Consider the following 25,080-nt stretch of genomic DNA (forward strand, 5'->3'; position numbering starts at 1 on the left):
TTTTAGGCATAAATTCTACCTCTACCGGCAAAAAGAAATGGCATTCTAAATTTCTTTAAAATGCCATCCCTAATTATATCTACTTCTTTCAGTCTACACTTCCCAGCCTTTACGGTAAGTACGTCCAACAAATTGATTGGCTTCTTCAAGATTAGTAATTCTCATGTTTTCACCATCCCAAAGCAATTTCTTACGAGCGAAGAATTCCATTTTGCCTTTACTATCTTCTTTTCTGAGCATATAACTTCTAATGGCCAAATTACCCATCAAAACGGTTTCGGTCATTGGGCCGGCGTAATCGAATGAGGAAGTCAAACCAAGATGCTCCTTGCTCTTAAAACCAGCTTTGCAGGCATCCACCCATAGTCTTTGGTGTCCATACTCAGACTCCATATCTTTTGGTAGATCAGGGCCGAGTTCGCGGGTGCCATCATTCAAAAATAACTTAGGCATCATTGGAGAGCTATCGTTTATATTGGTGGTTATGATACCTTTTTCTCCAATTATCATTACACCATTTGCACTATTCGCACCGCCAATATCTTCGTTTGCAGGAATTATATCAGGATGTGAAGGTCTTATGCCTCCATCACTCCAAGTCATTTCTATTTTTGACTTACTTTTCGGAGTCTCGCCAAAATGCAAAGTAATGAATGAAGATGCAGGGCAACCCTCTGGATTGTAGTCAGCTGTCCACATTTTGGTGTAAACCGAGGCTACACTACATTCTGCATCTGTTGGATACTTCAAACCTAAGGTACGAAAAGGAATATCAATCAAGTGACAACCCACATCACCCAATGCTCCTGTGCCGTAATCCCACCATCCACGCCAGTTAAATGGGTGCATATTTGGTGTAAAAGGCTTAAATTCGGCTGGTCCTAACCACATATCCCAATCCAAATCTTTGGGCTTAAGGCTGTCGTCTGGTTTTGGCATAGCTCCACCTTGTGGCCATACTGGACGGTTTGTCCATATTTGAACTTTACCAATCTTGCCCAATTTGCCTGAATCCACCCATTTCTGAACAGTTTTCAAAAGCGGATTTGAGGCTCCTTGGTTACCCATTTGGCTTACAATTTTATATTTTCGAGCCATTTCTGTGAGTAACCTAGCTTCACGGATATTATGTGTCATTGGTTTTTGCACATATACATGCTTCCCTCTTTCCATGGCATATTTCGCTGCAGGACCATGTACGTGATCAGGTGTAGAAATTGTAACTGCATCGATGTCCTTCATCGAATCTAACATTACACGATAATCCGAAAAACGTTTGGCATTTGGAAATAACTTTACCGAGTCAGCAGCCGATCCTGAAAAGTCGACATCACACAAAGCTGTTACTCTTTCACGCCCATTTACCGACGCATTTTTGATATCGCTCCTACCTTTTCCACCTGCACCGATAGCTGCTAGGTTTAATTGGTCACTTGGAGAAATAAACCCAATTCCACCAAGTACATTACGGGGAACTATAAAAAACGAAGAAGCTATTGCTCCGTTTTTTATGAATGACCGTCGAGAATTTTCTTTTTCTTTTTTGCTCATTTTATTTTAAGATTGAATAAATATTGAATGTTCTGTTTTTGAATACAATTTACAAAGATTACTTAAAAATAAAATTTGAGGATGGCTAATAAATGAAATTGAGTAGACCAAAAAATCAATTTTCAGGCCAATACAAAGCCATCTTATTTTTTAAGAAAGTGACACTTCTCGCCAGCTGCTCCATTCCTTCTACACCATCTTCTATACTAATCCAGCCATCGAAACCAACCCTTTTTAGTTCAGCAAAAATCGCATCGTAGTCGTTTAGCCCTTTACCGATTTCACCATGGCGAAGTCTTTTGGCATATCCGAGCGAGCCGCCTTCCTCTTTGCGTAAATCTTCAATGGTACCCTCAATGAGGTATCGGTCACTGGCATGCATAGTTACAACCCTGTGCGAAACCCTATTCAAAAGCTCTAGCGGATCCTCTCCTGCCAAAAAGGTATTACTTGGGTCATAATTTACCCCGAAGTTTGGATGATTTATTCTGCCAACCAATTCACAAAAAACATCCATTTTTTGGGCGAATTCAGGAAATTCCCAAAAATCGTCTTTGTAATGATTTTCAATTATTAATGTAATCCCGCACTCAACGGCGAAAGGTAAACATTCCTCAATACATTCTACTGCGTATTGAATTCCTTCCTCAATCGAAAGCTCTGGCCGACGCTGTCCCGAAAGTACTCTGCAGTATTTTCCTCCAAGTGTCTGGCACATCCTAATCCAGTTTTTTTGTTTCTCTATCTCTTTTTGCCTGAATGCAATATCCGGATGAGTGAAATCGGACGAGCAACAGAGCATAGGAATTTGTTTCCCTTTATTGGACACTTCTTCCTTGAATTTTTGCCAATTATTAGGATCTTGCATTTCCAAAAAGCCAGCATACCACTCCAAACCTTCAATATCCAATTTTGAAGCAAGTTCTATCCACTCTGACACCTTCATGGTGCCAGTTTTACATAATTCTTGCATAAAAGCCTTGGGAAATGCAGCTAACTTCGGCATTCTCTAAATCTAGTTTACTTGGTAATAATTATATCTTTTGGCATATTTCTACCAATTAAAGGAAACTGCTCCATGTCAAAAACCTGACTACTAACGGGGCCACACTGATCACTTAACAGGAATGCCGCCATATTGGCAATTTCTTCTGGTTTAAAAATCCGGCCGGCCGGTGCAAAAAAATCAGAAATGTCTTCAAACCAATTGTCTTTCATTCCTTGCTCCTTTTTATTGCGTTTTTCTTTGTCCGTTAATACCCATCCGGGATTTATTTGATTTACCCGAATACCCTTTTGGCGAAATAAAGAATCCCCTAAATTTCTTGTTAAGGTCATCAAAGCCCCTTTTGAAACGGAATAAGCCAAAAGGTGAGGCTCACCTCCCCAGGCGTTTATAGAGCCAATATTAACTACACATCCACCATTATTAGACAATTCCTTGGTCGAGGCTTGAATTAGAGCAAATGGTGCAATAGTATTAACTTTAAACATTTTTTCGAAAAAGGCAATTTCCGTATTATCAATGTCTGACGTGGCTATGAAGGCAGCATTATTTACGACCGCATCCAATTTCCCGAAAGTCTTTTTGGCTGTTTCAACGAGTAAATTGGGCAAATGACTTTCTGTAATATCCCCAATAACCAATTCTGCATTTTCATTTCCCAAAAAACCAATTAATTCTACGCCTAAATCATCCTCCAAGCCATTTATTACAACTTTGGCACCTTCTTGAACACACTTAATGGCTACAGCCTTGCCAATGCCTGTACAAGCTCCAGTTATGATGATTACTTTTCCAGATAGCATCATCTCAAACGGGTTTTAAAACACTTTTAACTACTTTGCCAGAATGCATATGATGAAAAGCCTCGTGCCAATCCGTTATCGCCCATACACCACCTATAATCGGCTTAACATCTAACTGACCACTACTCAAAAGAGAGATTACTTTTTCCCAAATCGGCCAGTTATGACTAAAACTACCTTGAAGACGCACATTCTTTTGTACCAAAGGATCAAGAGAAAAACCCAAAGGTTGTGGCCCCCAGCCTACTTTAGTGATCTGCCCATTGGGTCTTACTAACTCTAAAGCCATCTTTAAAGTAATACTAGCACCTGCCGCATCTATTATGGTATCTGCCCCAAGTCCATCCTGACGAAAGGCCCATTCTGATGCGTCGCCAATTATTCCCTCACACCCATATTTTTTGGCTATTTCTAAACGTGATTTATCACTTTCTAAACCTACTACTGCCACTTGTGCTCCGCAGAGGCGAGCCATAGCGGCACATAAAATCCCAATTGTTCCAGGCCCTAAGACCATCACCCTATCCCCAGGTCGGATGTTGGAATTTACTACCACTGCATTGTATGCCACAGAGCATGGTTCAGTAAGACAAGCTTCTTCAAAAGCTAGATTATCAGGAACCTTATGAAGTATTCTGGCTGGCACTTTAACATATTTGGTCATAGCACCATCCACACCATATCCAAAACCTTTTCTTGAAGGATCAAGGTTATAAAGCCCCTGCCTAGACATTGGGCTGAAAGGATTAATTATTGCAGCGGTCTCGCTGACCACTCGGTCTCCTTCTTTCCAAGCAGTTACATCTTTTCCCAACTCTACAATATGACCACCAAATTCATGTCCCAAAACAACTGGATAGTTCACAGGCCAACTATGGTTTGAGGTCCATTGGTGCAAATCACTCCCACAAACTCCGACATTGGCCACTTGAAGCAAAATATCATCATCACCAATTACGGGTTTGTCTATTTCTCTGATCTCTACACTTCCTTTTTCAGCAGAAAAGTTTACGACGGCTGCGTTTTTCATTATGATTTCAGTTTAATATCTCCGTAAGCATGAATTTTATCACAAATCAACCTTAACGAACTTTCTAAATCTCCATCAGCCGTTTTAAATGAGTCAGCGTCGATAGTCAACGGTGCTCCCAACACTACCAAAGGTGCTCCAAAGGAAGGACAAGCAATGGCTTGCTCTATAGTCAAACCACCAACAGCTTGTACAGGAACTCGAACGGCATCTACAACTTCTTTTAGTTGATCCATGGGACTAGGCATTTGTTTTCCTTGAGCCGCAATTCCTCTTCTTTCATCATAACCAATATGGTGAATCACATAATCACAGCCCAAATCTTCCAACCATTTCGCACCCGCCACCATATCCTCACAACCTAAATTATCCCCCATGACTTTGATGTTATAATCCTTACCAGCTTGCACCACCACCTTTATAGTTTCTTCGTGTGCACGAGCCATTACAACCACATGGGTAGCACCCGCTTTGGCCATCATTTCGGCCTCAAGATAGCCTCCATCCATGGTTTTAAGATCCGCAACTATTGGAATATCAGGAAAAGCCTCACGAAGTTTTCTAACACCATGAAGACCCTCCGCCAAAATTAACGGAGTGCCCGCTTCTAACCAATCCACTCCAGCTCTTAGAGCCATGGCGGCAGTCTCTAAGGCTTCATCGATATTGGTAAGGTCAAGTGAAATTTGAACAATTGGTTTCACTGAAATAATTTTAAGGTTGAATATTTCTTGAAATTAAATCCTAAATAATAATAGAATCCTATTTCTTCTAGCACAAATGCAAATAATGATTTTTAAAATTAATAATTTTTTTTAATAAATCACTATAAAGTTAAAAATCACAGAAAACAACGGAGCAAATTGGTTTAAAACAAAAAAGATGTTGAGTCAAGCCCAACATCTTTTAAAACATCTGATAATTAATATATCACTTGTTATATATTTCCGACAATCGCTTGTCGAGAGCTTGTCGCTCTTTCAATTCTTTTTTACCAATTCTAAACCAGAGAAAAATCAATCCACCAACTAACAAATATGGAGCAGATAACAAATATAAAATGCCAAAATTTAATCCTGTACCTATTACTCCCCTACCCTCACTCAAGTTACTTTCTACTGTGGCTCTACACATGGCACATTGCCCAAAACTCTCAACGGAAATAATTAGTAAAAATAGGACAGATAAATATATTACCTTTTTCATATCAAAAACTATAATATGGAGAAATCATTATATACGCCAAAACACCCGTTACGGACACATATAGCCAAATTGGATAAGCTATTTTAACTACTTTCCTATGCTTATCATCCATTCTATTCCAACCATAATAATAAGCCCGCAAAACAAAGGGCAAAACAACCAACGAGGCTCCGATATGCGTGATAAGATTAAAGTAGTAAAAGTATCTTATCAAACCCTGACCTCCATAAGGTGTTGATGGATTACTGATATGATAAATTACATAAAAAACAAGAAACGATCCACCGAGACCGAAGGCCGCGGACATAACCAACTTGTGAGCAGAAATATTTCTATTTTTTATCAGAACTAAACCCAATATGAGAAGCACTGCGGTTGTAGAATTAATAATGGCATTAACAAAAGGCAAATTTTGTGTCCACGACCCTAAGTCTAACTTAGTCCTAATCCCCAACAAAATAGCCACAACTACGGGTATAACAACAGAAATAACGTTAATACTACTAAACAAACCCTTTTTCTCCACTTTCACCTATCTTTTAATAAAACTTTAATTTCTACCACCAAACGTTCGATATCGGACTTATTGGTTCCTTCATAAATACCTCTAATGTGACCCTTGGTATCTACTAATAATAACTTGTCGGAGTGGATAAAAGTTTGGTCAATATCGACAATATTTTTGTCATATTCAGACGCGTCTGAAACCGGTAACTTAAAACCCTTTATGGCTAAATCGTATATGTATTTTTTGTCACCAGTCAAAAATCTCCAGTTTTTGTAATTTGCTCCCAACTCACTTGCATACTTTTTCAAAACGTAAGGACGGTCAAAAACAGGATCAACTGTCAAAGAGTAAATCTTTACCGCATCGTAGGTTTTAAAGTTTTCGGCAACTCTAAGGAGGTTTTTGTTTGTGATTGGACAAACTGTCCCACAACGACTAAAAAAGAAGTTTACAACTGAAATATCTGAATTCTGATATTGCATTAACGAACTATCCTGATCGGTAAGCGTAAATTGAGGAACCGTGACAAAAACCGTATCTCCATTCACAACTCTTACTTCACCCGACTCGTCAAGTTCAGGAAAATAGTGAGGCAAATCGAATTTGTTTTCTCCGAAAACCTTCAAAAAGATAAAAACAAAAGCCGGAATACCCAAAACGATTAGGAGTATTCCGGCCTTAATATATTTTTTTAACATTTATCTAACTTCACCTATGTAACCACCTTCAAAGTAAACCAACGCTGCCAAAAGCCAAACCACAAACACCACTGGTATCACTATGGTCCATATCATTGACTTCACTTCATGACGTAAGTGCATAAAATTACCCACGATATAGAAGGATTTCACAAAAGTTAAAAGGATAAACAAACTTATCTTCAGCCATTTTCCAAAGTTGTTGTCCGAACTAATTTGGAATGCGATTATAAATTCAACCGCAGTTATTGCCAAAAGAATCCAGAATACCTTCCAAAGTTCCTTGGTTTGTGGCTTTTGCCTTTCTGTTGAGTTTTCTACTGAATGTCCCATCTTAAATATTTTTTAAAAAAATTAAACCAAATAAAAAAACGTAAATACAAACACCCAAACTAAATCAACAAAGTGCCAGTATAAACCTACTTTCTCAACCATTTCGTAATGTCCACGTCTCTCGTAAACACCATTGGTTGCGTTATAAAATATCATAATATTCAGAACCACTCCAGAAAGTACGTGTGTTCCGTGAAAACCTGTTATAAAGAAAAAGAAGTCAGCAAAGGCAGCTGGGCCATATTCATTTTGAACCAAATTAGCCCCAAAAACTTTAGCTCCATTCGCCAATGTCAAACCATCTTCTGAACCATGTATAAAGTGAGCCCACTCCCAAGCCTGAGAACCCAAAAACATAAATCCACCAAGAATAGTCCAAAGCATCCATTTCTCAACATCCGCCTTATCTTTTCTATGCCCAGCTTCAACAGCCAAAACCATAGTTACCGAACTAAATATCAAAATAAAAGTCATCAATCCAACAAAAACCAATGGAAGAGACATGCCGTGTAAAAAAGGAACCGCTTCAAACACTTTCTCCGGAATTGGCCAATACTGCTGAGACAATTCAAAAGTCTTATAGGTCATATCCGGAAGGACATCTTTAAAAGTAGGAAAACTGAATCTTACCAGACCATAAGAGATAAGTAATGCCGAAAATGTAAATGTGTCAGACAACAAAAATATCCACATCATTAACTTTCCATAACCAACTTTCATCGGTTGAGTACCACCTTGCCAAGTAAGATGATCCGGATTCGCAGGAGCATTCGCAACAGCCATAAAAACAAATTAGTTTAAATTATCGAACAAATTTAAAAAATGATTTCGTAAAAGTCTTATAAAAATTGATTCCGCTTGAAATTTTTATCTAAAAAACACCAAAAACAAAAGTAAATAAACCCAAAGAATATCTAGAAAATGCCAATACGTAGCACATACCTCTATTCTAATCAGATTCTTAGCATGTATGTTCATCTTAAAAGCCTCCAAAAATGAGAAAAACAAAACAACAAGCCCAGTCACCAAATGAAAGCCATGCAGTCCAGTGAGAATATAGTAAAAAGATTCGGCAGGGTTTCCCTTTAAGAACACACCTTCTTTCTGCAGAATCGTCCATCCCACATATTGCATTACCAAGAAAATCAAACCCGCCACAAAGGTTATCGAAATGAATAACTTAAGGCTACCAAAGTTGTCCTTTTGGGCTGCTTTGTAACCCAGATGCATAAATATACTGCTTAATAACAAAACTGCTGTACTATAATAAAATATCGACGGAATGTCAAATTCGGTCCAATTACCCTCTGCTCTTCTAACCAAATAAGCACTAGTAAATGCCGCAAAAAACATTATAATCGTAACAATAAAAAGCCAAACAATAAACTTCCATTTGTTTACTGTCAAAATCGGTTTGGTAATTTCAATATCTTTTTTCATTAAAACTTATTCATTAAATATGCGATTTGCACTATCGGCAAATACAAAAAAGAACCAAACATTAAACCCATTGCAGCTTTCTTTGTTCGTTCTTTCATCAAATAAAGGGTCTGTGCTAAAAACAATATTCCACAAAGCATCGCTACTACTGCTGAGTCTATTCTAGTCATTTCCAAATAATATGGCACCCAACACAATGGCAATAAAAATAGGGTGTAGATCATTATTTGTATCGCTGAATTCAGGTCCTTTCCACCCTTAGACGGAAGTAATTTGAAGCCTGCTTTTTTATAATCATCGTCCAGAACCCAAGCAATCGCCCAAAAATGGGGAAATTGCCAAAAAAATTGAATTGCAAAAAGAATACCCGGCTCAAGACCGAAATGACCTGAAGCTGCCACCCAGCCAATCATTGGAGGAAAGGCTCCTGGTAGTGCACCTACAGCCACCGCAATGGGTCCAACTCTCTTTAAAGGTGTATAAACAAAACCGTATAGGATTAGAGAAAGCAACGAAAGTAATCCGGCAGAAAAGTTGAAAATAAACGCAATCGTACAAAATCCAAATGCCCCTAACAACATTCCAAAAATAGCTGCCTCTGAAATACTCAGTCTACCCGATGGTAAAGGACGACTTAAAGTCCTAGTCATCAACTTATCTAACTCAATTTCCTTAATTTGATTAATGATATTAGCCGCAGCCGTGATACAAAATGCCGCCAAACCAAAAATTAATAGATTTAGTACATTTATGTTTGAGGAATACAGACTGTATCCAAAACAACTCGAAAACACTACCGTTAAAGATAGCCTAAACTTCGTCAAATCAAAATATGCCCTCATTTTCTGAGCGAACGAAATCTTCATACTACTTTCCATTATTAGGCAATTTGAGGTTTAGTAAGAAACAACAACACAAATTGAAAACATAAAATTACCACACCTAAGGTTAGATGAAATGGTTGAGCAAATGCTGGAAATCCAAAAAATCTAAGTATAACCCCCGTGATAATACTTAACACAATAAAAACAAGCGTACCTGTTGAGTATGAACTTATCAAAGCTGCCTTAAATCGACCCTGAATTTTACTATTTATCAAAAACTGTAAACCCAATATGACCAAACCCAAAACAGCATGAAAATTAACCTTTCCCAAAACTGAATTCACCCATAAGTGACGATTATCGTAGCCCAACTCTCTCTGAGCCAAATCTATGCCTTCACGAATTTGAGTACCAAAAACGAGCTGCCCAACACTAATTAATAAAACAATAAAAATCAGAAATCTTATATCTCTAGTATTGTCAAGTTCTCTGATAAAACCTTCCAAAAAATAAGTTTTAAGAATAGCCAACACCAATATGCCTAAAATAACAACCGCCACAATCATGTGAACTGTGATTAAACCAGGCAAGAGTTCGGAAGAAACGACTTTTGAGCCTAACCAACCCTCAAACAAAACCAAAACAAAAGCCATCAAACTTAGATAGAAAATAGAACGATTGCTCTTGAAGTAGGCCTTGTATGAAAAAATAAGAGTCAAAAAAATGAAAAACCCCACTAAAACACCCAAAAGGCGATTAATGTATTCTATCCAAGTCTTTATAGCATTAAACTCTACCTCTCCCTTGAGTTTAGCCCCAAAAATAGCTTGGTAATTTACTGGAAGTTGATCTACTGAAGTAGGTGGAATCCACATTCCGAAGCACTTAGGCCAGTCTGGACAACCCATACCCGCCCCTGATGCTCTTACAAATCCCCCAACAAATATGAGACCTATAACAGCTAGAATTGTTAAAACACCAAATCTTCTGAATAATTGAACCACTTTATGCAAAAAAAGTACAATGAAGAGAAACTCTTCATTGTACTTCATTAAAATATTATTTTCTTAATCGTGAAGCGAAGTATCGTATTTGATACTGTTAATTTCCTTCTCAGCCGCAATCAATTCATTCTCCTCAGGCAAATTTGATTCCGGAGTAGCAGAATAAGGTACGTTTTGAGGAATGAAATCATCCGGAGCACCAGGCTTAGAATAATCATAAGGCCATCTGTAAACCGTCGGAATCTCACCAGGCCAGTTACCGTGTCCAGGATTTACTGGAGTCGTCCATTCTAATGTATTTGACTTCCAAGGGTTTTGCGAAGCTTTTTTACCCCAGAAAATAGAATATACAAAGTTAAAGATAAAAACAGCCTGAGCAAACACAGTAATAATGGCAGCAATGGTTATAAAAGCATTCAAATCCATATAGGTGTTGAAAGTTTCAAAACCTGACCACTGATAATATCTACGAGGAAAACCTGCGATACCAATATAGTGCATTGGGAAAAAGACCAAGTAGACACCAATAAAAGTAATCCAGAAGTGAATATATCCCATAGTATTATTCATCATTCTACCGAACATCTTTGGAAACCAATGATAAACACCAGCGAGCATACCAAATATAGCCGCGGAACCCATAACCAAGTGAAAGTGAGCAACAACAAAATATGTATCGTGCAATTGTATATCCAAAGCAGAGTTACCAAGAATAATACCAGTAAGACCACCCGAAATAAAGAAAGAAACCAAACCAATCGCAAACAACATAGCTGGAGTGAAAATAATATTTCCTTTCCACAAAGTAGTTATGTAGTTAAAGCCCTTAACCGCTGATGGAACAGCAATGATAAGTGTAAGTAACATAAATACTGAGCCAAGGAATGGATTCATACCTGTTACAAACATGTGGTGTGCCCAAACAATGAAGGCAAGGAACATAATACCAGCCATAGAGAAAATCATGGCTTTGTATCCAAAAATTGGTTTTCTTGAATTGGTCGCTATGATTTCAGACGTTAAGCCCAACGCTGGAAGAATAACGATATACACCTCTGGATGGCCAAGGAACCAAAACAAGTGTTGGAACAGTATAGGACTACCACCTTGATTAGGAAGAGCCTGACCATTTATGTAGATATCGGATAAATAAAAACTTGTACCAAAACTTCTGTCAAAAATCAGTAACAATGCAGCAGATAAGAGAACTGGAAAAGAAAGAATTCCAAGTACTGCAGTAAAGGTAAAGGCCCAAATAGTCAAAGGTAATTTGTCCATAGACATACCTTTGGTTCTTAAATTTATAACCGTCGTAACGTAGTTGATACCACCTAACAAACTAGATACAATAAACAAAGCCATAGATACCAACCAAAGGGTCATACCATCACCTGAACCTGGGTTCGCTTCCTTCAAGGCACTAAGAGGAGGATAAATCACCCAGCTACCACCAGCAGGACCAGTTTTAATAAATAACGATATAAACATGACAACACTGGAAATGAAGAAAATCCAGTATGACAGCATATTCATAAAACCAGAGGCCATGTCACGAGCACCGATTTGAAGAGGAATCAAGAAATTAGAAAACGTTCCGCTCAAACCTGCCGTAAGTACGAAGAAAACCATGATTGTACCATGCATGGTTACCAAAGCTAAATAAAAGTTAGGATCTAACTTACCCAAACCTTTGTCATCAAGACTAATCCAGTCACCTAGAAAAGGCTTCATCCAGGCCATATCCATTTCTGGAAAACCCAATTGTAGACGAAAAACCAATGACATCAATGCACCAAGCACCGCCCATACAATACCTGAAATCAAGTACTGCTTAGCAATAACCTTGTGATCCTCAGAAAAAATATATTTTCTGATAAATCCCAATTCGTGATGTTCTTCGTGAGCATGCTCACTATGTTCGTGTACTTCTACTTGAGAAACAGCTGACATATATATATTATTTTAAAACTTTACTTGAATTCCCTAAAACACTAGATGCAACTACCTCTGGAGCAACTTCCGCTGCCACAGGCTCAGTACTTGTATATTTTTGAGCCTTCGCTTTTAAATTATCAGGTACCTTACTTAATAAATCCGGATTCTCAGTAAGAAGTGGTTTCTGACTCTTTTTCCACTTTTCGTAGTCCGCAGGCTCATCTACAACCAACAACAATTTCATACCAAAATGCGAACGACCACATATCTCTGTACAAGCAATTTCGTAGTTAAAATCAGGCTTCCCTAACTCAGCTCGCATATCTTCTGTAGACTTGTCAGCAACAAACCAAAACTTGGTAGGCATACCAGGCACAGCATCCATTTTAACTCTCATGTGAGGAATGAAAACACTATGTAATACATCTCTAGCTCTGATTTTCAAAAGAACAGGCTTACCTTTAGGAATATGCATTTCACTTGCATTGGCAAAATCATCAAATGAATTTGGATCTGAAAAATCAACACCCATCGGATTACCACCCGCATCATCCATCAATTTGTAATTATATTTACCGAATTGATTATCGTCCACACCTGCATAACGAACAGTCCAACCAAATTGTTTACCCATTATATCAATCTGTTCTGCATTTGCAGGAGCCTCTGAAGTAATTTTAGTCCAAACTCTTAGTCCCGAGAAAACTAAACCTGCCATAACGATTGCTGGGATAGTTGTCCAAATAATCTCCAAATTATTGTTGTGGGTGTAAAATGTAACCTTTCGGTTCTTGTTGTGACGATACAAAAAGCTAAACAAAAACAAAAACGTATTTACTATGAAGAAACCAATCATGATAACAACCATAGAAACCCAGAACCAATAGTCTGTCTCTTTACCATGAATAGAAGATGCTTCAGGTAAAAAGTCTTTTTTGTACGCTATGAAAGACCAAACTATACCCACAATGCTTATTAACCAAAAAGCAAATAAACCAACCCCATTAGCCGAATTATATCTATCTGGAGCTCCTAAATACTCTGATTCTTCAACATCAGATTTTGAAAGACCTTTTAAAATGGATTGTGTTTTTGACACCACCATAAAGGTTAAAACAATGAACAAAATTGCTAAAACAGCTATTAATATTGTCATTTTTAAAAATTATTTTCTTTTTTACAAAAATTAAATCTCGTGATGCAAACTCTCCTCAATAAACGGATGATTCTTCGCAATCAAATTCGCTTTCGAGAGTTGATTGGCAACAAAGTAAATAAACAATGATGCGAACGTTAGAGTAGTTCCCCACTCAATTATACCAATGCCACCCTGATCCTTAGCTATACCTGGCATTTGAATCTGATAAAAATCAAACCAGTGACCAATTAATATAGAACCACAAGCCAACTTTAAAAAAGTTCCGTTTCTCTTAGAATCACGTGCCATTAGTATCAAAAATGGAAACACGAAATTCAACAAAAGGTTTATAATAAATGGTGCAAAATATCTTCCACCATGTCCACTAAACCTCTCACGGAAATAAATTGTTTCTTCAGGAAGGTTAGCATAGAAAATTAGAAGGAATTGGCTAAACCAAACGTAAGTCCAAAATACTGAAAAACCGAACATAAGTTTACCCAAATCATGAATAGAACTAAATGTAACAGCCTTCAAATAACCTTTATCTTTTAATAAAAGAATGGTCAACATAATAGCCGCCAAACCAGCCACGTGCCAAGAAGCCAAGTGATACCATCCAAACATAGTAGAAAACCAGTGTGTGTCTATTGACATTGAAAAATCCCAAGCCGCAGTAGAAGAAGTCACAGCAAAGAATATCAAGAACATTTTAGCATAATTTCTGCTCTTGTAGTAGTAGGCCAAATCGTTCGTCTCATCCTCTAATAAAGAATACTTTCTTATCTGAGTCCATAAATAATACCAAACCGCAAAATAGGCAATCATTCTTACCAAAAAGAAAGGAAAATTAAGGTACCATGATTTACCAGCAATAATTTTATCGTAGTTCTCGCTTCCAACCTCCATTATACCATGATGTGTCCAGTGGAATATAATGTGTCTAGTCTCAGGATATAGAAACAAACCCAACATAATAACCGCTGGAACAATTATAAACGAAGGGAAAGCCTCAGGCACTCTTTTGAATGATGTGTACCAGCCTGCCTTTGCAACATAGTTATAAGACAAAAAGAACACACCGACAACAGAAATACCCAAAAAGTAAACGCTATTCATCCAAAGATTAGCAACAATTCTAGAAAAAAGAGTAGCCCCATGATGTTCACCACCACCATGACCCTCAGCAGCATGCTCAGCACCATGACCGGCATCCCATACGCCAATACTCCAATGATTCTTTATCAAAAAGGCACCTAAAGCAACCATGGCTACTCCAATGATTGCTGAAATAATAAGCTTTTTCCTCAATTCAGGACTAAAATCAAACGATTCGTCTAGTGAAGGTGTTTCGTGCTTGTGAGCCATTATATTATTATTATTTACAATTAAAACTTATCAATATTAACCACCAATCTGTAATCTCTGTACATAATGGGTTATTTTCCATCTTTCTTCTGGCAAAACCTGAGCCCCATGAGCCCACATCCTGCCTTTTCCATGTGTGATAACATGAAATACATGACCCATGGTCATATTTTTGTATGCATCAGCAGCATAGTTAGGAACACCCTTGTATTTTGCAGCAACCTTACCATCACCTGCTCCACCGGCTCCATGACAATGTTGACAGTTTCTTTCATACAAAACCTTTCCTTCTTCTTCAACAGCTTCTGACCATGGTATCGGATTCTTAAGTGTTTCAGCAGCTGCCAAATCATCCTTTCCTAAACCATAAATCATCAAATCGTTGATAACTGTGCTATCATCCTGAACAAAACTAGTTTTATAATTTCTTCTCGAAACCGTACCAGCAACAGGATAACGCATATTCATTCCATTAGGATTGATAGCGTTGTCCTCAATTTGTGTTTGAGCTTCGTAACCAATAGAATTATACATATTAGGTGCAAATTCCCAACCTGTATCATTTTTAGAATCGCATGAAATCAAGGAAAGACCTAAAATTCCGCTTAAAACAAGTTTAAAATATGTTTTACTGTTTTTCATTTTAAGATTTTATTAAACTTCCTTAACATTTACTTCCTCAGCACCAACCTCACTTAAAAACGCCTTAATATCAGAATCAGAAACAGTGTTTTTATTTAGATCAATGGCCATGGCAAATTTATCATCAGTACTTCTTAGGTCAAAAATTAACGGTTTCACACTTGGCCCTAATCCTTCCATAAAAAAGAAAGTAAATGACATACCAAAAGCCGCCAATAACACCGTTAATTCAAATACAATTGGAATGTTGGTAGGAAAAGGGAAAAAATTCTTACCACCAATATTCATTGGCCAATCAATTCCTAAAGTCCAAAAAGTAAGCAAAAACGCCAAACAGGTACCCGTAATACCGAATAAGAAAGCCGGAACACCCATTCTTGGACGATCGTATCCTAAGGCATGGTCAAGACCATGAACAGGATAAGGACAAAAAACCTCATGGATTTTGATTCCCTTGCTTCTGATTTTTTGAACCGCATCCATAACCACATCTTCGTCGTTAAAAATGCCTACTATATATTTTTTATCTGTCATTTTGAGAACAATTAATCTTATTCGGAATAATTAATGTTTAGATTTTTTTTCAGAAGCTGATTTCAATACCGACTTCACCTCTGCCATATTTATAACAGGCAAAAACTTAGAGAATAAGAAGAAACATGTAAAGAAAAATCCAAACGAGAAAATATAGTCACCTATATCACCCATTCTAGGAGTGAAATAAGTCCAACTAGATGGTAGATAATCTCTGTGCAAAGATGTCACAATAATAACAAATCTCTCAAACCACATACCTATATTCACAACCACTGCAATCACAAACGACACAACGATGTTTTCTCTTAATTTCTTAAACCAGAATACCTGCGGTGAAAGAACATTACAAGTCATCATGGCTGCATATGACCACCAAAGTGGACCAGTAGCTCTATTCAAGAAAGCATACTTCTCATACTCAACACCCGAATAAGCAGCAATGAAAAACTCTGTTATGTAAGCAACACCAACAATTGAGCCCGTTAAGGTAATGATTTTGTTCATTAATGAAATGTGCTCTAAAGTGATGTAGTCTTCCAACTTGTAAACTACTCTCGTAACCAACATTAGGTTTTGCACCATCGCGAAACCAGAGAAGATAGCTCCAGCAACGAAGTATGGAGGAAAGATAGTGGTGTGCCATCCTGGAATAACCGAAGTCGCAAAGTCAAATGATACAATAGTGTGTACCGAAAGTACAAGTGGTGTTGACAAACCAGCAAGAATCAATGAAACATCTTCATAACGAGCCCATGTTTTTGCTCCACCTGTCCACCCCAATGAAAGAGCACCATAAATAGTCTTACGAACGCCAGTTGCTCTATCTCTAATGGTGGCTAAATCAGGAATCAAACCAATGAACCAGAACAAACATGAAACTGAAAAATAAGTAGAAATCGCAAAAACGTCCCAAACTAGAGGTGAGTTAAAGTTTACCCACAAAGAACCAAAAGTATTCGGAAGTGGTAGAGCCCAATATGCCAACCAAGGGCGACCCATGTGCATCAAAATAAATGAAGCCGCACAAAGTACCGCAAAGATCGTCATTGCTTCAGCAGCACGGTTGATAGAGGTTCTCCATTTCTGACGGAATAGCAAAAGGATGGCCGAAATAAGTGTACCGGCGTGACCAATACCCACCCACCATACGAAGTTGGTGATATCCCATGCCCAACCTACTGTTTTGTTAAGACCCCATACTCCAAGGCCTTCCCACCATGTCCATAAAACCCATCCTCCACCATACATCAAAACTAAAACAGAGATAGCAAATGCTATTTTCCATTCTTTGGTAGGTTTGGCCTCGACATGTCTGCAAATATCCTCAGTAACATCGTGGTAGGTTTTCCCTCCAGTTACTAGATGTTCTCTTATTGGTGAAACTACTGACATAATTATATCCTAGAAATATTTAGGAACTTTATTTATTTAAAAATTAATTACAAAAAATATCAAAATCAATGACCTCCGTGCTCAGCGTGTTCTGTATGTGCAACAGCTTCAGCCTTCTTAACACTATCTTTGTTTCTGATTTTAACAAGATAGTTTACTTGAGGTATAACATTGATCTCTTCTAACAATTGGAATCTTCTTCCTTCCTCTTCTTGAACCAATAGTTTCGAAACTCTTGACTCTGGATCCAACATATCTCCAAAAGTAATGGCATTGGTAGGACAAGACTGTGAACATGCTGTCTCTATCTCTCCATCTACCGGACGACGCTTTTCTTTTTTTGCAGTGAGTTTACCCGCCTGAATTCTCTGAACGCACATTGAGCATTTCTCGATAACACCTCTAGACCTAACAGTTACGTCTGGATTGATTACCATTCTACCCAACTCATTGTTGAAGTGGAAGTCAAAGTTATCGTTCTCAAAATACTTGAACCAGTTGAATCTTCTTACTTTATAAGGACAGTTGTTTGCACAATATCTAGTACCCACACATCTGTTGTAAGTCATTTGGTTAAGACCTTCAGAACTGTGCGTAGTAGCCAATACTGGACAAACCGTTTCGCAAGGTGCATTTGAGCAATGCTGACACATTAATGGTTGGAAAACAACCTCAGGATTCGCTGATGCTTTTTCCATAGCCTTATATCCAGCAACGCTGTATCCTTCCTCTTCTGGGGCATCCGAACTGTAGTATCTATCAATTCTAATCCAATGCATTTCTCTTGCACGAGCAACCTCTGCCTTGCCAACCACAGAGACGTTGTTTTCAGCTTGACAACTCACCACACACGCTGCACAACCTGTACAAGTGTTTAGGTCAATCACCATACCCCAACTGTGGTTTTTCTTTTCGTGTCCATTCCACAATGTGATTGAATACGGTTTTTTCAAACCATCCGAAGTTGAAATCATTGGTTCGAATCTTCCAGCTTTTGAATTCTTCACATATTCGCTCAAAACAGACTCTTGAACAACAGCCTCACGACCCATGTAAGTTTCATGAGTTTGTGTCTGTGCCAATGTATATCCGCTTTGTGTTTTTTCTATTTTGGCTCCACTAGCCCAAAGGTTAGAAGCAGAAGGAGTTCCTTTCAACAATGGCAACATAGCCTTACCTACATTACCTGCCTTTCCAGCTGCAGTTCGACCGTAACCCATTGCTACTGCAACAGTGTCATTTGCTTGGCCTGGCTGGATCAAAATTGGAAGTTCAACTGTATTGGCTCCAATAGTAACATTTACCCAGTCACCTACTTCAAGACCTAAGTCTGCGGCTGTTTTTTGTGAAAACGCTGCAGTATTTTCCCAAGTAACTTTAGAAACTGGGTCTGGAGTTTCTTGCAACCAAGGGTTATTTGCTTGAATACCAGTACCAATAGTTACATTTTCAAAAACATATAATTCAATACCAGAAGACTTAACAGAAGCGATTTTGGAAGCCGACTCAGCAAGATTACCTGAGAATGAAGCCCCAACAATGGTTGAATTTGGTGCTTCGTAAACTCCATCGTGAAGAGCTTGCGTCCATGTTTTTCCATTCAATATATTAGAAGTCCAAACATTTTGAACATAAGCCTGATAATCCGAAGATTTACCTGCCCACGTTAATAGACTAGATTCACCTTGACGAGAATTGAAAATATTGGAAATTACTGGCTGAGTTAGAGAGTAATATCCTGCTTTAGGAGAGGCATCACCCCATGACTCTAAATAGTGAGTATTCAAAGCCAAATATGAACATAAAGAAGCAGTTTCGTTAGCTCTATCGGCTATCGCTACGCTTAATTTTGTTTTTTTCAAACCTTCGGCAATATCAGCACCTAATAGATGGTCGTAAACAGGATTGGAATCTAGGAATATAACTGCATCTACCGCACCAGATTTCAATTCAGCAACGAACTGGTTCATAGCGGCATCGTTACCTTGCTTGTAGTTAAGCGTTGTTCCAAAATCTATCGTATTACCAACATTTCCAAGGAGACTATTGATACCGTTTACTATGGTTTGTACCGCTATGTCGTTTGACCCTGAAACTACTAAACTTGCACCTTTAGCAGCCACCAAGTCTTTGGCACATTTGTCAATATTCTCAAAATCGCCTTTCGAAACAGAAAGTTGTGAGCCAACTCCCATGATACCAGCGATTCTATTATACAAGTTTGCTACAAATGCTCCTTCTTGAGAAGGTTTGAACATACCTCTGTAGTCCGCATTTGCACCTGTCATACTCATTCCAGTTTCAAACTGATAATGTCTTGACATGGTCTTTTTACCCCCTTTTGCACTACTTAATCTTCTTGTTTCTGCCCACTGTGCTGCATGCTCAATAGGTGAAAGCCAAGTTCCTAAGAAATCGCAATTGATACCAACAATTACGTTGGCTTTATTAAAAAGATAAGAAGGAATAACTGCTTTACCAAAACTAGTTCCGTTTGCCTCTATCAAAGCCGAAGCTGAGTTAGAATCATAAGTCACATGTTTTGTGGAAGGATATTTTGCAGCGAAATCTGCTAATACCGATTTTGTACTTGGTGAAAGAATAGTGTTAGAAACCACTCTGATATTAGATGACGAAGCTAATGCAGCCGAAACCTGCTTATCTAATTCAGCCCAAGTTATTTTTTTGCCGCCTTTAGTAGGCTCTTTTGATCTTTCGTTATCATACAGGGACAATAATGAAGCGTGAACCTGAGCATTAACACCACCCTTGGTTACGCCTGACATTTTGTTACCCTCAATCTTTACTGGTCTACCTTCTCTGGTTTTTACCAATATGCTACAGTAGCTTCCTGCTTGAGCAAAGGTTGATGCGTAGTAATTAGGAATGCCTGGTTCAATATCCTCAGGTTTATTTAAATAAGGAACTGTATGTCTAACAGGTGCATTACAAGCGGCCAAGGAAACAGCCGCAACACCAAAACCTAACATTTTAAGGAAATCTCTACGGTATGTTCCGCCCTCTAAACCCTCAAGATTAAATTCTTTATCCGCGTTTTTAACAACGTTGATATCGTTTTTCAACTCTTCAATACCTTTCCAATACCTTTTATTAGTATTCTCCATGAGTATGTATATATAAAATTCTCTTTATTACTTGAAAAAAATAATTAATAGTGACATTTGGCACATTCCAAACCACCAATGTCCTCTACTTTCATAGCCTCCTTAGAAGTGCTGTTGTGAGCCGTAAGCAATGCATCATAGTAAGCATTTCCTTTTGAGTTCACATCAGATTTTCTGTGGCAGTCTATACACCAGCCCATAGTTAGTGTATGGCGTTGTTGAACAACTTCCATATTTTTGATATCTCCGTGGCAATTCTCGCAATCTAATCCACCTACATTGGTATGTTGAGCATGATTAAAATAAGCCAAGTCAGGCAAATTGTGAACACGTACCCACTGAATAGGTTGATTCTTCTCTATAGCAGTGTATATTTTTTGAATTTCTGGAGACTCTCTCTTAATGGCATTGTGACAGTTCATACATATGCTTGAGGAAGGAATACCAGACTGTTTACCTTTATAAACACCAGTATGGCAGTAAGCACAGTTGATTTCCATGTCACCTGCATGCAATTTGTGAGAGAAATTGATTGGCTGTGTTGGAGCGTATCCTTGGTGAACACCAATTTTAAACAAACCATCCAATGTAGCTTTAGTACCCAAAAGCACAAACATCCAGATAACCGCAGTTACCACAGTTTTGTTGGCCGATAGACCTTTCAAAGCAGATTTTAGATTATCCATTGCAGAAGGAGTACCTTCAATTGACTCTCCCTTGGCTAGCGTAGACAATAACTTTAGAACTGCTAGGAGAGCAACAAGTACAAGACCCATAATTACCAATAAAGCAACAAGCACTATATTGAAGAATTTTCCGCCTGATGTTTCTTGAGTAGGAGCAGCCACGGCAGCACCTGGGGCAGCTGCCGCTGGAGCAGCATTAGCAGACTTCACATAAGCCAATATGTTTTTGATTTCTGCATCTCCGTAAGCTGGAAAGGCAGTCATTTGCGTTTTGTTGAATTTTTCGTATAATTCAACAGCATATTTATCTCCACTTGAGATAACCGAGGCAGGATTATTAATCCATTTCTTCAACCAAGCATAGTCTCTTCTTTCTTCGATTCCAGCGAGACCAGGACCCACAACTACTTCCGCACCTACGGCATGACATTGAGCACAGTTATTTTTGAAAAGAGTTTCCCCTGCAGCAGCATCACCATCTTGGGCGAAAGTGTTTAATGTGAAAACAAAAACGAGGGCTACAAGAGTGAGTAATTTTTTCGAAATATTATTTATCATTTTTAATTATAATATTGCAATTTTTGAGAGTACAAAGCTAAGGGAGGAATGCATTTTATCAAAATATGTAATGTGATTTTTTTTGAATTAAAAAAATTTAGAATCATTTTAAATAAGAATGCAACCTATTGAAAATGAATTGTTTGTAACAAAAAATACCACTTGAAAATTAGTTACTACTAACCTATCAAATGGTATTAATTTTAGATTTTGACTTTTGTCAAATTTTTGGAGGTCCCGAGCGGATTCGAACCGCTGTAGAAGCTTTTGCAGAGCTCTGCCTAGCCGCTCGGCCACAGGACCCTCTTATTTAAAGGAATGCAAATTTATGACCAAATAGCTGTTTTGCCAAAATTATTTTAGATTATTCTTAATTTTTTCTTAAAAAATGAAATGGCTGCCTTATAGACAGCCATTTCTGAAGAAAAATTATTTTTGAGAAAAACTGAGATTAAGCCTCATCAGATGTTTTCTTTTTAACTACTTTCTTTTTTGGAGAAGCCTCTTCGCTTTCAAGTTGATCTCTCAAGGCTGAAAGAGCAGATAAGTCACCTAATGTAGATTTCTCCATTTCAGGCAATTTCACTTTATCTGTAGCTTTAGCAGGAGCTTTCTTCTTCTCTGCCTTAGGCTCTTCTTTCTGAACTTCCCAAGTTTTTGTATGAGAAAGAACAATCTTCTTCTCTTCTTTATTAAACTCGATTACTTCAAACGAAAGTTTCTCGCCCATCTCGCCAAGCGTTCCGTCTTCTTTAGCTATAGCTTTCAGACCAGCTTGTCCTTCGATACCGTAAGGAAGTTCCAAGGTAACTTGTTTGTCGTTTTTACCAACGATGTTACACTCATGTACTGTACCTACCTCGAATACCGTCTCGAAAGTATCCCAAGGGTTTTCTTCTAGGTGCTTGTGGCTAAGAGCCAATCTTCTGTTGTCAACGTCTAACTCAAGAACGATAACCTCAAGTTCTTCACCGATTTTAACGAAATCAGATGGGTGCTTGATTTTTTTAGTCCAAGAAAGGTCAGAAACGTGAACTAGACCGTCGATACCTTCTTCAAGCTCTAAGAATAGACCGAAGTTAGTAAGGTTACGAACTGTTCCTTTATGTTTTGTACCGATAGCATATTTAGCCAAAAGATCTTGTTTAGTCCAAGGATCCTCTGTCATTTGCTTGATACCCAATGACATTTTTCTTTCGTCTTTGTCCATAGTCAATACTACAGCTGAGATATCGTCACCGATTTGCAAGAAATCAGATGGGTTTCTCAAGTGTTGTGACCATGACATTTCTGAAACGTGGATTAGACCCTCAACACCTGGCTTCAATTCAAGGAATGCACCGTAATCAGCAATGTTTACGATTTTTCCACTCACTTTAGATCCCACTTCAAGGCCTTCAGCTAATGAATCCCAAGGGTGCGACTCCAATTGTTTCATACCCAATGAAATACGTTTCTTGTCGTCATCAAAGTCAAGAACAACCACTTTGATTTTATCGTCAAGATTCAATACTTCGTTAGGGTGATTTACTCTACCCCACGAGATATCCGTGATGTGTAGTAAACCGTCTACGCCACCAAGGTCGATGAATACACCGAAGTTAGTGATGTTTTTAACCACACCCTCCAATACTTGTCCTTTCTCAAGGTTAGTAAGGATTTGTTGACGTTGCGACTCAAGGTCTTTCTCGATCAACACTTTGTGTGATACTACTACGTTGTCGTTGGTATGGTTGATCTTAACCACTTTCACTTCCATACGTTTTCCTACAAACACATCAAAGTCTCTGATAGGTTTAACGTCGATTTGTGAACCTGGCAAGAACGCCTCAATACCAAAAATATCTACAATAAGACCACCTTTTGTACGACGCTTAATTAAGGCATCAACAATAATGTCAGTCTCAAGAGCACCTTCAATTTTAGACCAAGCTGTAAGGATTCTGGCTTTTTTACGAGAAATAACCAATTGACCTAGAGCATCTTCTTGTTTTTCGATGAAAACCTCCACTTTATCACCAACTTTAAGATCTGGCAAGTCGCGGAATTCTGAACGAGAAACGATACCATCTGATTTGAATCCGATGTTTAACAAAACTTCTCTGTCAGTAATACCTACCACTAGGGCATCTACTACGTCTTTTTCTTCGATTGCGGCGAAAGTTTCACCGTAAACTGCTTCTAAATCTGCTTTCTCGGCAGCGGTGTATCCTCCACCAATGCCTTTTTTTGTTACTTTCTCCCAATCGAAATCAGGAAATGTTTGATTTGTCATATATGAATTAAACTGCTCATTATTACATCAATAGACCGAGCTTTTCTACTGAAATTGATTAAAAATTGATAATTCCTCGTTAAAAAGGAGTGCAAAGGTAGGGAATTTGATATAATATGCAAGAAAAGTGTATAGATTTTTTAGGTAAATGGTTAAAAATCAGGCTTCGGCTCCGCTCAGCCACCATCGGCTTCGCTCGGCCACCATTGGCTCAGTGAAGGTGGATACTATTCAGCCAACACCGATGCACCTCATGATCATTAGTATGACTTCATAAAAATTCTTCAGTAATGAATCATATTGAAAGATATCTGACAAAAGACCCAAATTTACACAAAGTCAGACAAAGTGACGTGACTGAATATTAACTGAACATATATAATTTGATAAAAGAATAGATTAAGAAAAGCAACTGAGACTCTACCTATTCTTACTCAAAAACGGCAACCAATTCTCCTCTAGGTTCCCTGAGCAATCCCGAACAAACATCAAAAAAGTAGGTTTGAAAGGTTTAATTTTCAGGTTCATTTTGGCCTCCTCTGGTGTGTAACTACCCTTTTCGGAATTACAACGCTTACAAGCAGTCACGAGATTTTCCCAATGGGTCTTACCACCACGCGACTTGGGCATTACGTGGTCGAGGGTCAAGTCGGTCTGTTTCCCACAATAAGCACAAGTATTGTTATCTCTTTTGAAGATATTTTGCCGTGTCATGACAACATTGCGAAATGGCACTGAGACGTAAGAATTAAGACGAATAATGGATGGAAGAGGATAGTTTTTGTTGATAGTTCGAATTTTGTCTTTTGGATTTTCGGCAACTAATTCGGCCTTGTTGAGATAGACCAGTAGAAAAGCCTTTGGAACTGTACAGATGCTAATGGCTCTGTAGTCGGCATTTAGAATTAACACTTTCCGCCCCATAAACAATTAGGTTTTTGAATAATAGACTAATTGTCAGGCAATTTAATGAATTCTTTCTGAAATATGAATACCTAAAATGAAATTAATAAGAAAATAA

General features: G+C 38.1%; 24 protein-coding genes and 1 tRNA gene. 1 reads left to right on the forward strand and 24 read right to left on the reverse strand.

Features of this window, described 5'->3' with window-relative positions:
* Positions 1-93: 93 nt before the first annotated feature.
* From EGI31_RS03095 to rpsA, 23 genes are all read right to left on the reverse strand, one after another.
* A complete protein-coding gene (locus tag EGI31_RS03095; RefSeq protein WP_255035683.1) occupies positions 94-1,551 on the reverse strand; it encodes a Gfo/Idh/MocA family protein in 1,458 nt (485 codons plus the stop codon).
* A 115-nt stretch (positions 1,552-1,666) separates the two neighbouring features.
* Positions 1,667-2,557 carry a sugar phosphate isomerase/epimerase family protein gene (locus EGI31_RS03100; RefSeq protein ID WP_255035684.1) on the reverse strand — a complete coding sequence of 297 codons (891 nt, stop codon included), beginning with the start codon at positions 2,555-2,557 and terminating at the stop codon, positions 1,667-1,669.
* 14 nt (positions 2,558-2,571) lie between these two features.
* Positions 2,572-3,363: an SDR family NAD(P)-dependent oxidoreductase gene (locus EGI31_RS03105; protein ID WP_255035685.1), complete on the reverse strand. Its 792-nt coding sequence runs from the start codon at positions 3,361-3,363 to the stop codon at positions 2,572-2,574.
* Between the two features lies 1 nt (position 3,364).
* Complete coding sequence (locus EGI31_RS03110; protein WP_255035686.1) at positions 3,365-4,390, reverse strand: zinc-binding dehydrogenase; 1,026 nt, start codon at positions 4,388-4,390, stop codon at positions 3,365-3,367.
* Positions 4,390-5,094 carry an orotidine 5'-phosphate decarboxylase / HUMPS family protein gene (locus EGI31_RS03115; protein ID WP_255035687.1) on the reverse strand — a complete coding sequence of 235 codons (705 nt, stop codon included), beginning with the start codon at positions 5,092-5,094 and terminating at the stop codon, positions 4,390-4,392. The genes EGI31_RS03110 and EGI31_RS03115 overlap by 1 nt, the downstream gene beginning before the upstream one ends.
* 226 nt (positions 5,095-5,320) lie before the next feature.
* Complete coding sequence (locus EGI31_RS03120; protein ID WP_255035688.1) at positions 5,321-5,596, reverse strand: CAMCR motif-containing small membrane protein; 276 nt, start codon at positions 5,594-5,596, stop codon at positions 5,321-5,323.
* 1 nt (position 5,597) lies between these two features.
* Complete coding sequence (locus EGI31_RS03125; protein ID WP_255035689.1) at positions 5,598-6,122, reverse strand: DUF420 domain-containing protein; 525 nt, start codon at positions 6,120-6,122, stop codon at positions 5,598-5,600.
* A 2-nt stretch (positions 6,123-6,124) separates the two neighbouring features.
* Positions 6,125-6,802, reverse strand: coding sequence for an SCO family protein (locus EGI31_RS03130; protein WP_255035690.1), 678 nt, complete (start codon positions 6,800-6,802; stop codon positions 6,125-6,127).
* Positions 6,803-7,135 (reverse strand): cytochrome C oxidase subunit IV family protein, encoded by a 333-nt coding sequence (locus EGI31_RS03135; protein WP_255035691.1) that lies wholly within the window; start codon positions 7,133-7,135, stop codon positions 6,803-6,805.
* Between the two features lie 21 nt (positions 7,136-7,156).
* Positions 7,157-7,918 carry a cytochrome c oxidase subunit 3 gene (locus EGI31_RS03140; RefSeq protein WP_255035692.1) on the reverse strand — a complete coding sequence of 254 codons (762 nt, stop codon included), beginning with the start codon at positions 7,916-7,918 and terminating at the stop codon, positions 7,157-7,159.
* Between the two features lie 84 nt (positions 7,919-8,002).
* Positions 8,003-8,575, reverse strand: a complete 573-nt coding sequence (locus tag EGI31_RS03145) for a cytochrome c oxidase subunit 3 (protein ID WP_255035693.1) — start codon at positions 8,573-8,575, stop codon at positions 8,003-8,005.
* The gene (cyoE, locus tag EGI31_RS03150) at positions 8,575-9,453 is read right to left on the reverse strand and encodes a heme o synthase (RefSeq protein ID WP_255035694.1); all 879 of its coding nucleotides are present in this window, start codon (positions 9,451-9,453) and stop codon (positions 8,575-8,577) included. Before cyoE ends, EGI31_RS03145 begins: the two co-directional genes overlap by 1 nt.
* A 2-nt stretch (positions 9,454-9,455) precedes the next feature.
* The gene (locus EGI31_RS03155) at positions 9,456-10,451 is read right to left on the reverse strand and encodes a COX15/CtaA family protein (RefSeq protein ID WP_255035695.1); all 996 of its coding nucleotides are present in this window, start codon (positions 10,449-10,451) and stop codon (positions 9,456-9,458) included.
* A gap of 15 nt (positions 10,452-10,466) precedes the next feature.
* Complete coding sequence (locus EGI31_RS03160; protein WP_255035696.1) at positions 10,467-12,353, reverse strand: cytochrome c oxidase subunit I; 1,887 nt, start codon at positions 12,351-12,353, stop codon at positions 10,467-10,469.
* Between the two features lie 7 nt (positions 12,354-12,360).
* Positions 12,361-13,494: a cytochrome c oxidase subunit II gene (locus EGI31_RS03165; protein WP_255035697.1), complete on the reverse strand. Its 1,134-nt coding sequence runs from the start codon at positions 13,492-13,494 to the stop codon at positions 12,361-12,363.
* Between the two features lie 30 nt (positions 13,495-13,524).
* The gene (locus EGI31_RS03170) at positions 13,525-14,844 is read right to left on the reverse strand and encodes a quinol:cytochrome C oxidoreductase (protein ID WP_255035698.1); all 1,320 of its coding nucleotides are present in this window, start codon (positions 14,842-14,844) and stop codon (positions 13,525-13,527) included.
* 36 nt (positions 14,845-14,880) lie between these two features.
* A complete protein-coding gene (locus tag EGI31_RS03175) occupies positions 14,881-15,486 on the reverse strand; it encodes a c-type cytochrome (RefSeq protein ID WP_255035699.1) in 606 nt (201 codons plus the stop codon).
* 12 nt (positions 15,487-15,498) lie between these two features.
* A complete protein-coding gene (locus EGI31_RS03180) occupies positions 15,499-16,020 on the reverse strand; it encodes a DUF3341 domain-containing protein (RefSeq protein ID WP_255035700.1) in 522 nt (173 codons plus the stop codon).
* Between the two features lie 30 nt (positions 16,021-16,050).
* Entirely contained in the window at positions 16,051-17,415 is a 1,365-nt protein-coding gene (gene nrfD, locus EGI31_RS03185; protein ID WP_255035701.1) for an NrfD/PsrC family molybdoenzyme membrane anchor subunit, read from the reverse strand.
* A gap of 65 nt (positions 17,416-17,480) precedes the next feature.
* The gene (locus EGI31_RS03190; RefSeq protein WP_255035702.1) at positions 17,481-20,540 is read right to left on the reverse strand and encodes a TAT-variant-translocated molybdopterin oxidoreductase; all 3,060 of its coding nucleotides are present in this window, start codon (positions 20,538-20,540) and stop codon (positions 17,481-17,483) included.
* Positions 20,541-20,584: 44 nt separating this feature from the next.
* On the reverse strand, positions 20,585-21,784 hold the full coding sequence (locus tag EGI31_RS03195) for a c-type cytochrome (RefSeq protein WP_255035703.1): 1,200 nt from the start codon (positions 21,782-21,784) through the stop codon (positions 20,585-20,587).
* A gap of 229 nt (positions 21,785-22,013) precedes the next feature.
* Positions 22,014-22,087: transfer RNA gene (locus EGI31_RS03200), tRNA-Cys, on the reverse strand.
* Positions 22,088-22,235: 148 nt separating this feature from the next.
* Positions 22,236-24,059: a 30S ribosomal protein S1 gene (gene rpsA / locus EGI31_RS03205; protein ID WP_255035705.1), complete on the reverse strand. Its 1,824-nt coding sequence runs from the start codon at positions 24,057-24,059 to the stop codon at positions 22,236-22,238.
* Between the two features lie 148 nt (positions 24,060-24,207).
* Here rpsA and EGI31_RS03210 point away from each other — a divergent pair, with 148 nt between their 5' ends.
* Entirely contained in the window at positions 24,208-24,336 is a 129-nt protein-coding gene (locus EGI31_RS03210; protein ID WP_255035706.1) for a hypothetical protein, read from the forward strand.
* A 143-nt stretch (positions 24,337-24,479) separates the two neighbouring features.
* On the opposite strand, the gene EGI31_RS03215 is transcribed toward EGI31_RS03210, so the two are convergent.
* A complete protein-coding gene (locus tag EGI31_RS03215; protein ID WP_255035707.1) occupies positions 24,480-24,983 on the reverse strand; it encodes an HNH endonuclease in 504 nt (167 codons plus the stop codon).
* Positions 24,984-25,080: the final 97 nt, after the last annotated feature.

The organism is Lacihabitans soyangensis, assembly GCF_024343775.1.
Taxonomy (GTDB): Bacteria; Bacteroidota; Bacteroidia; order Cytophagales; family Spirosomataceae; genus Leadbetterella; species Leadbetterella soyangensis.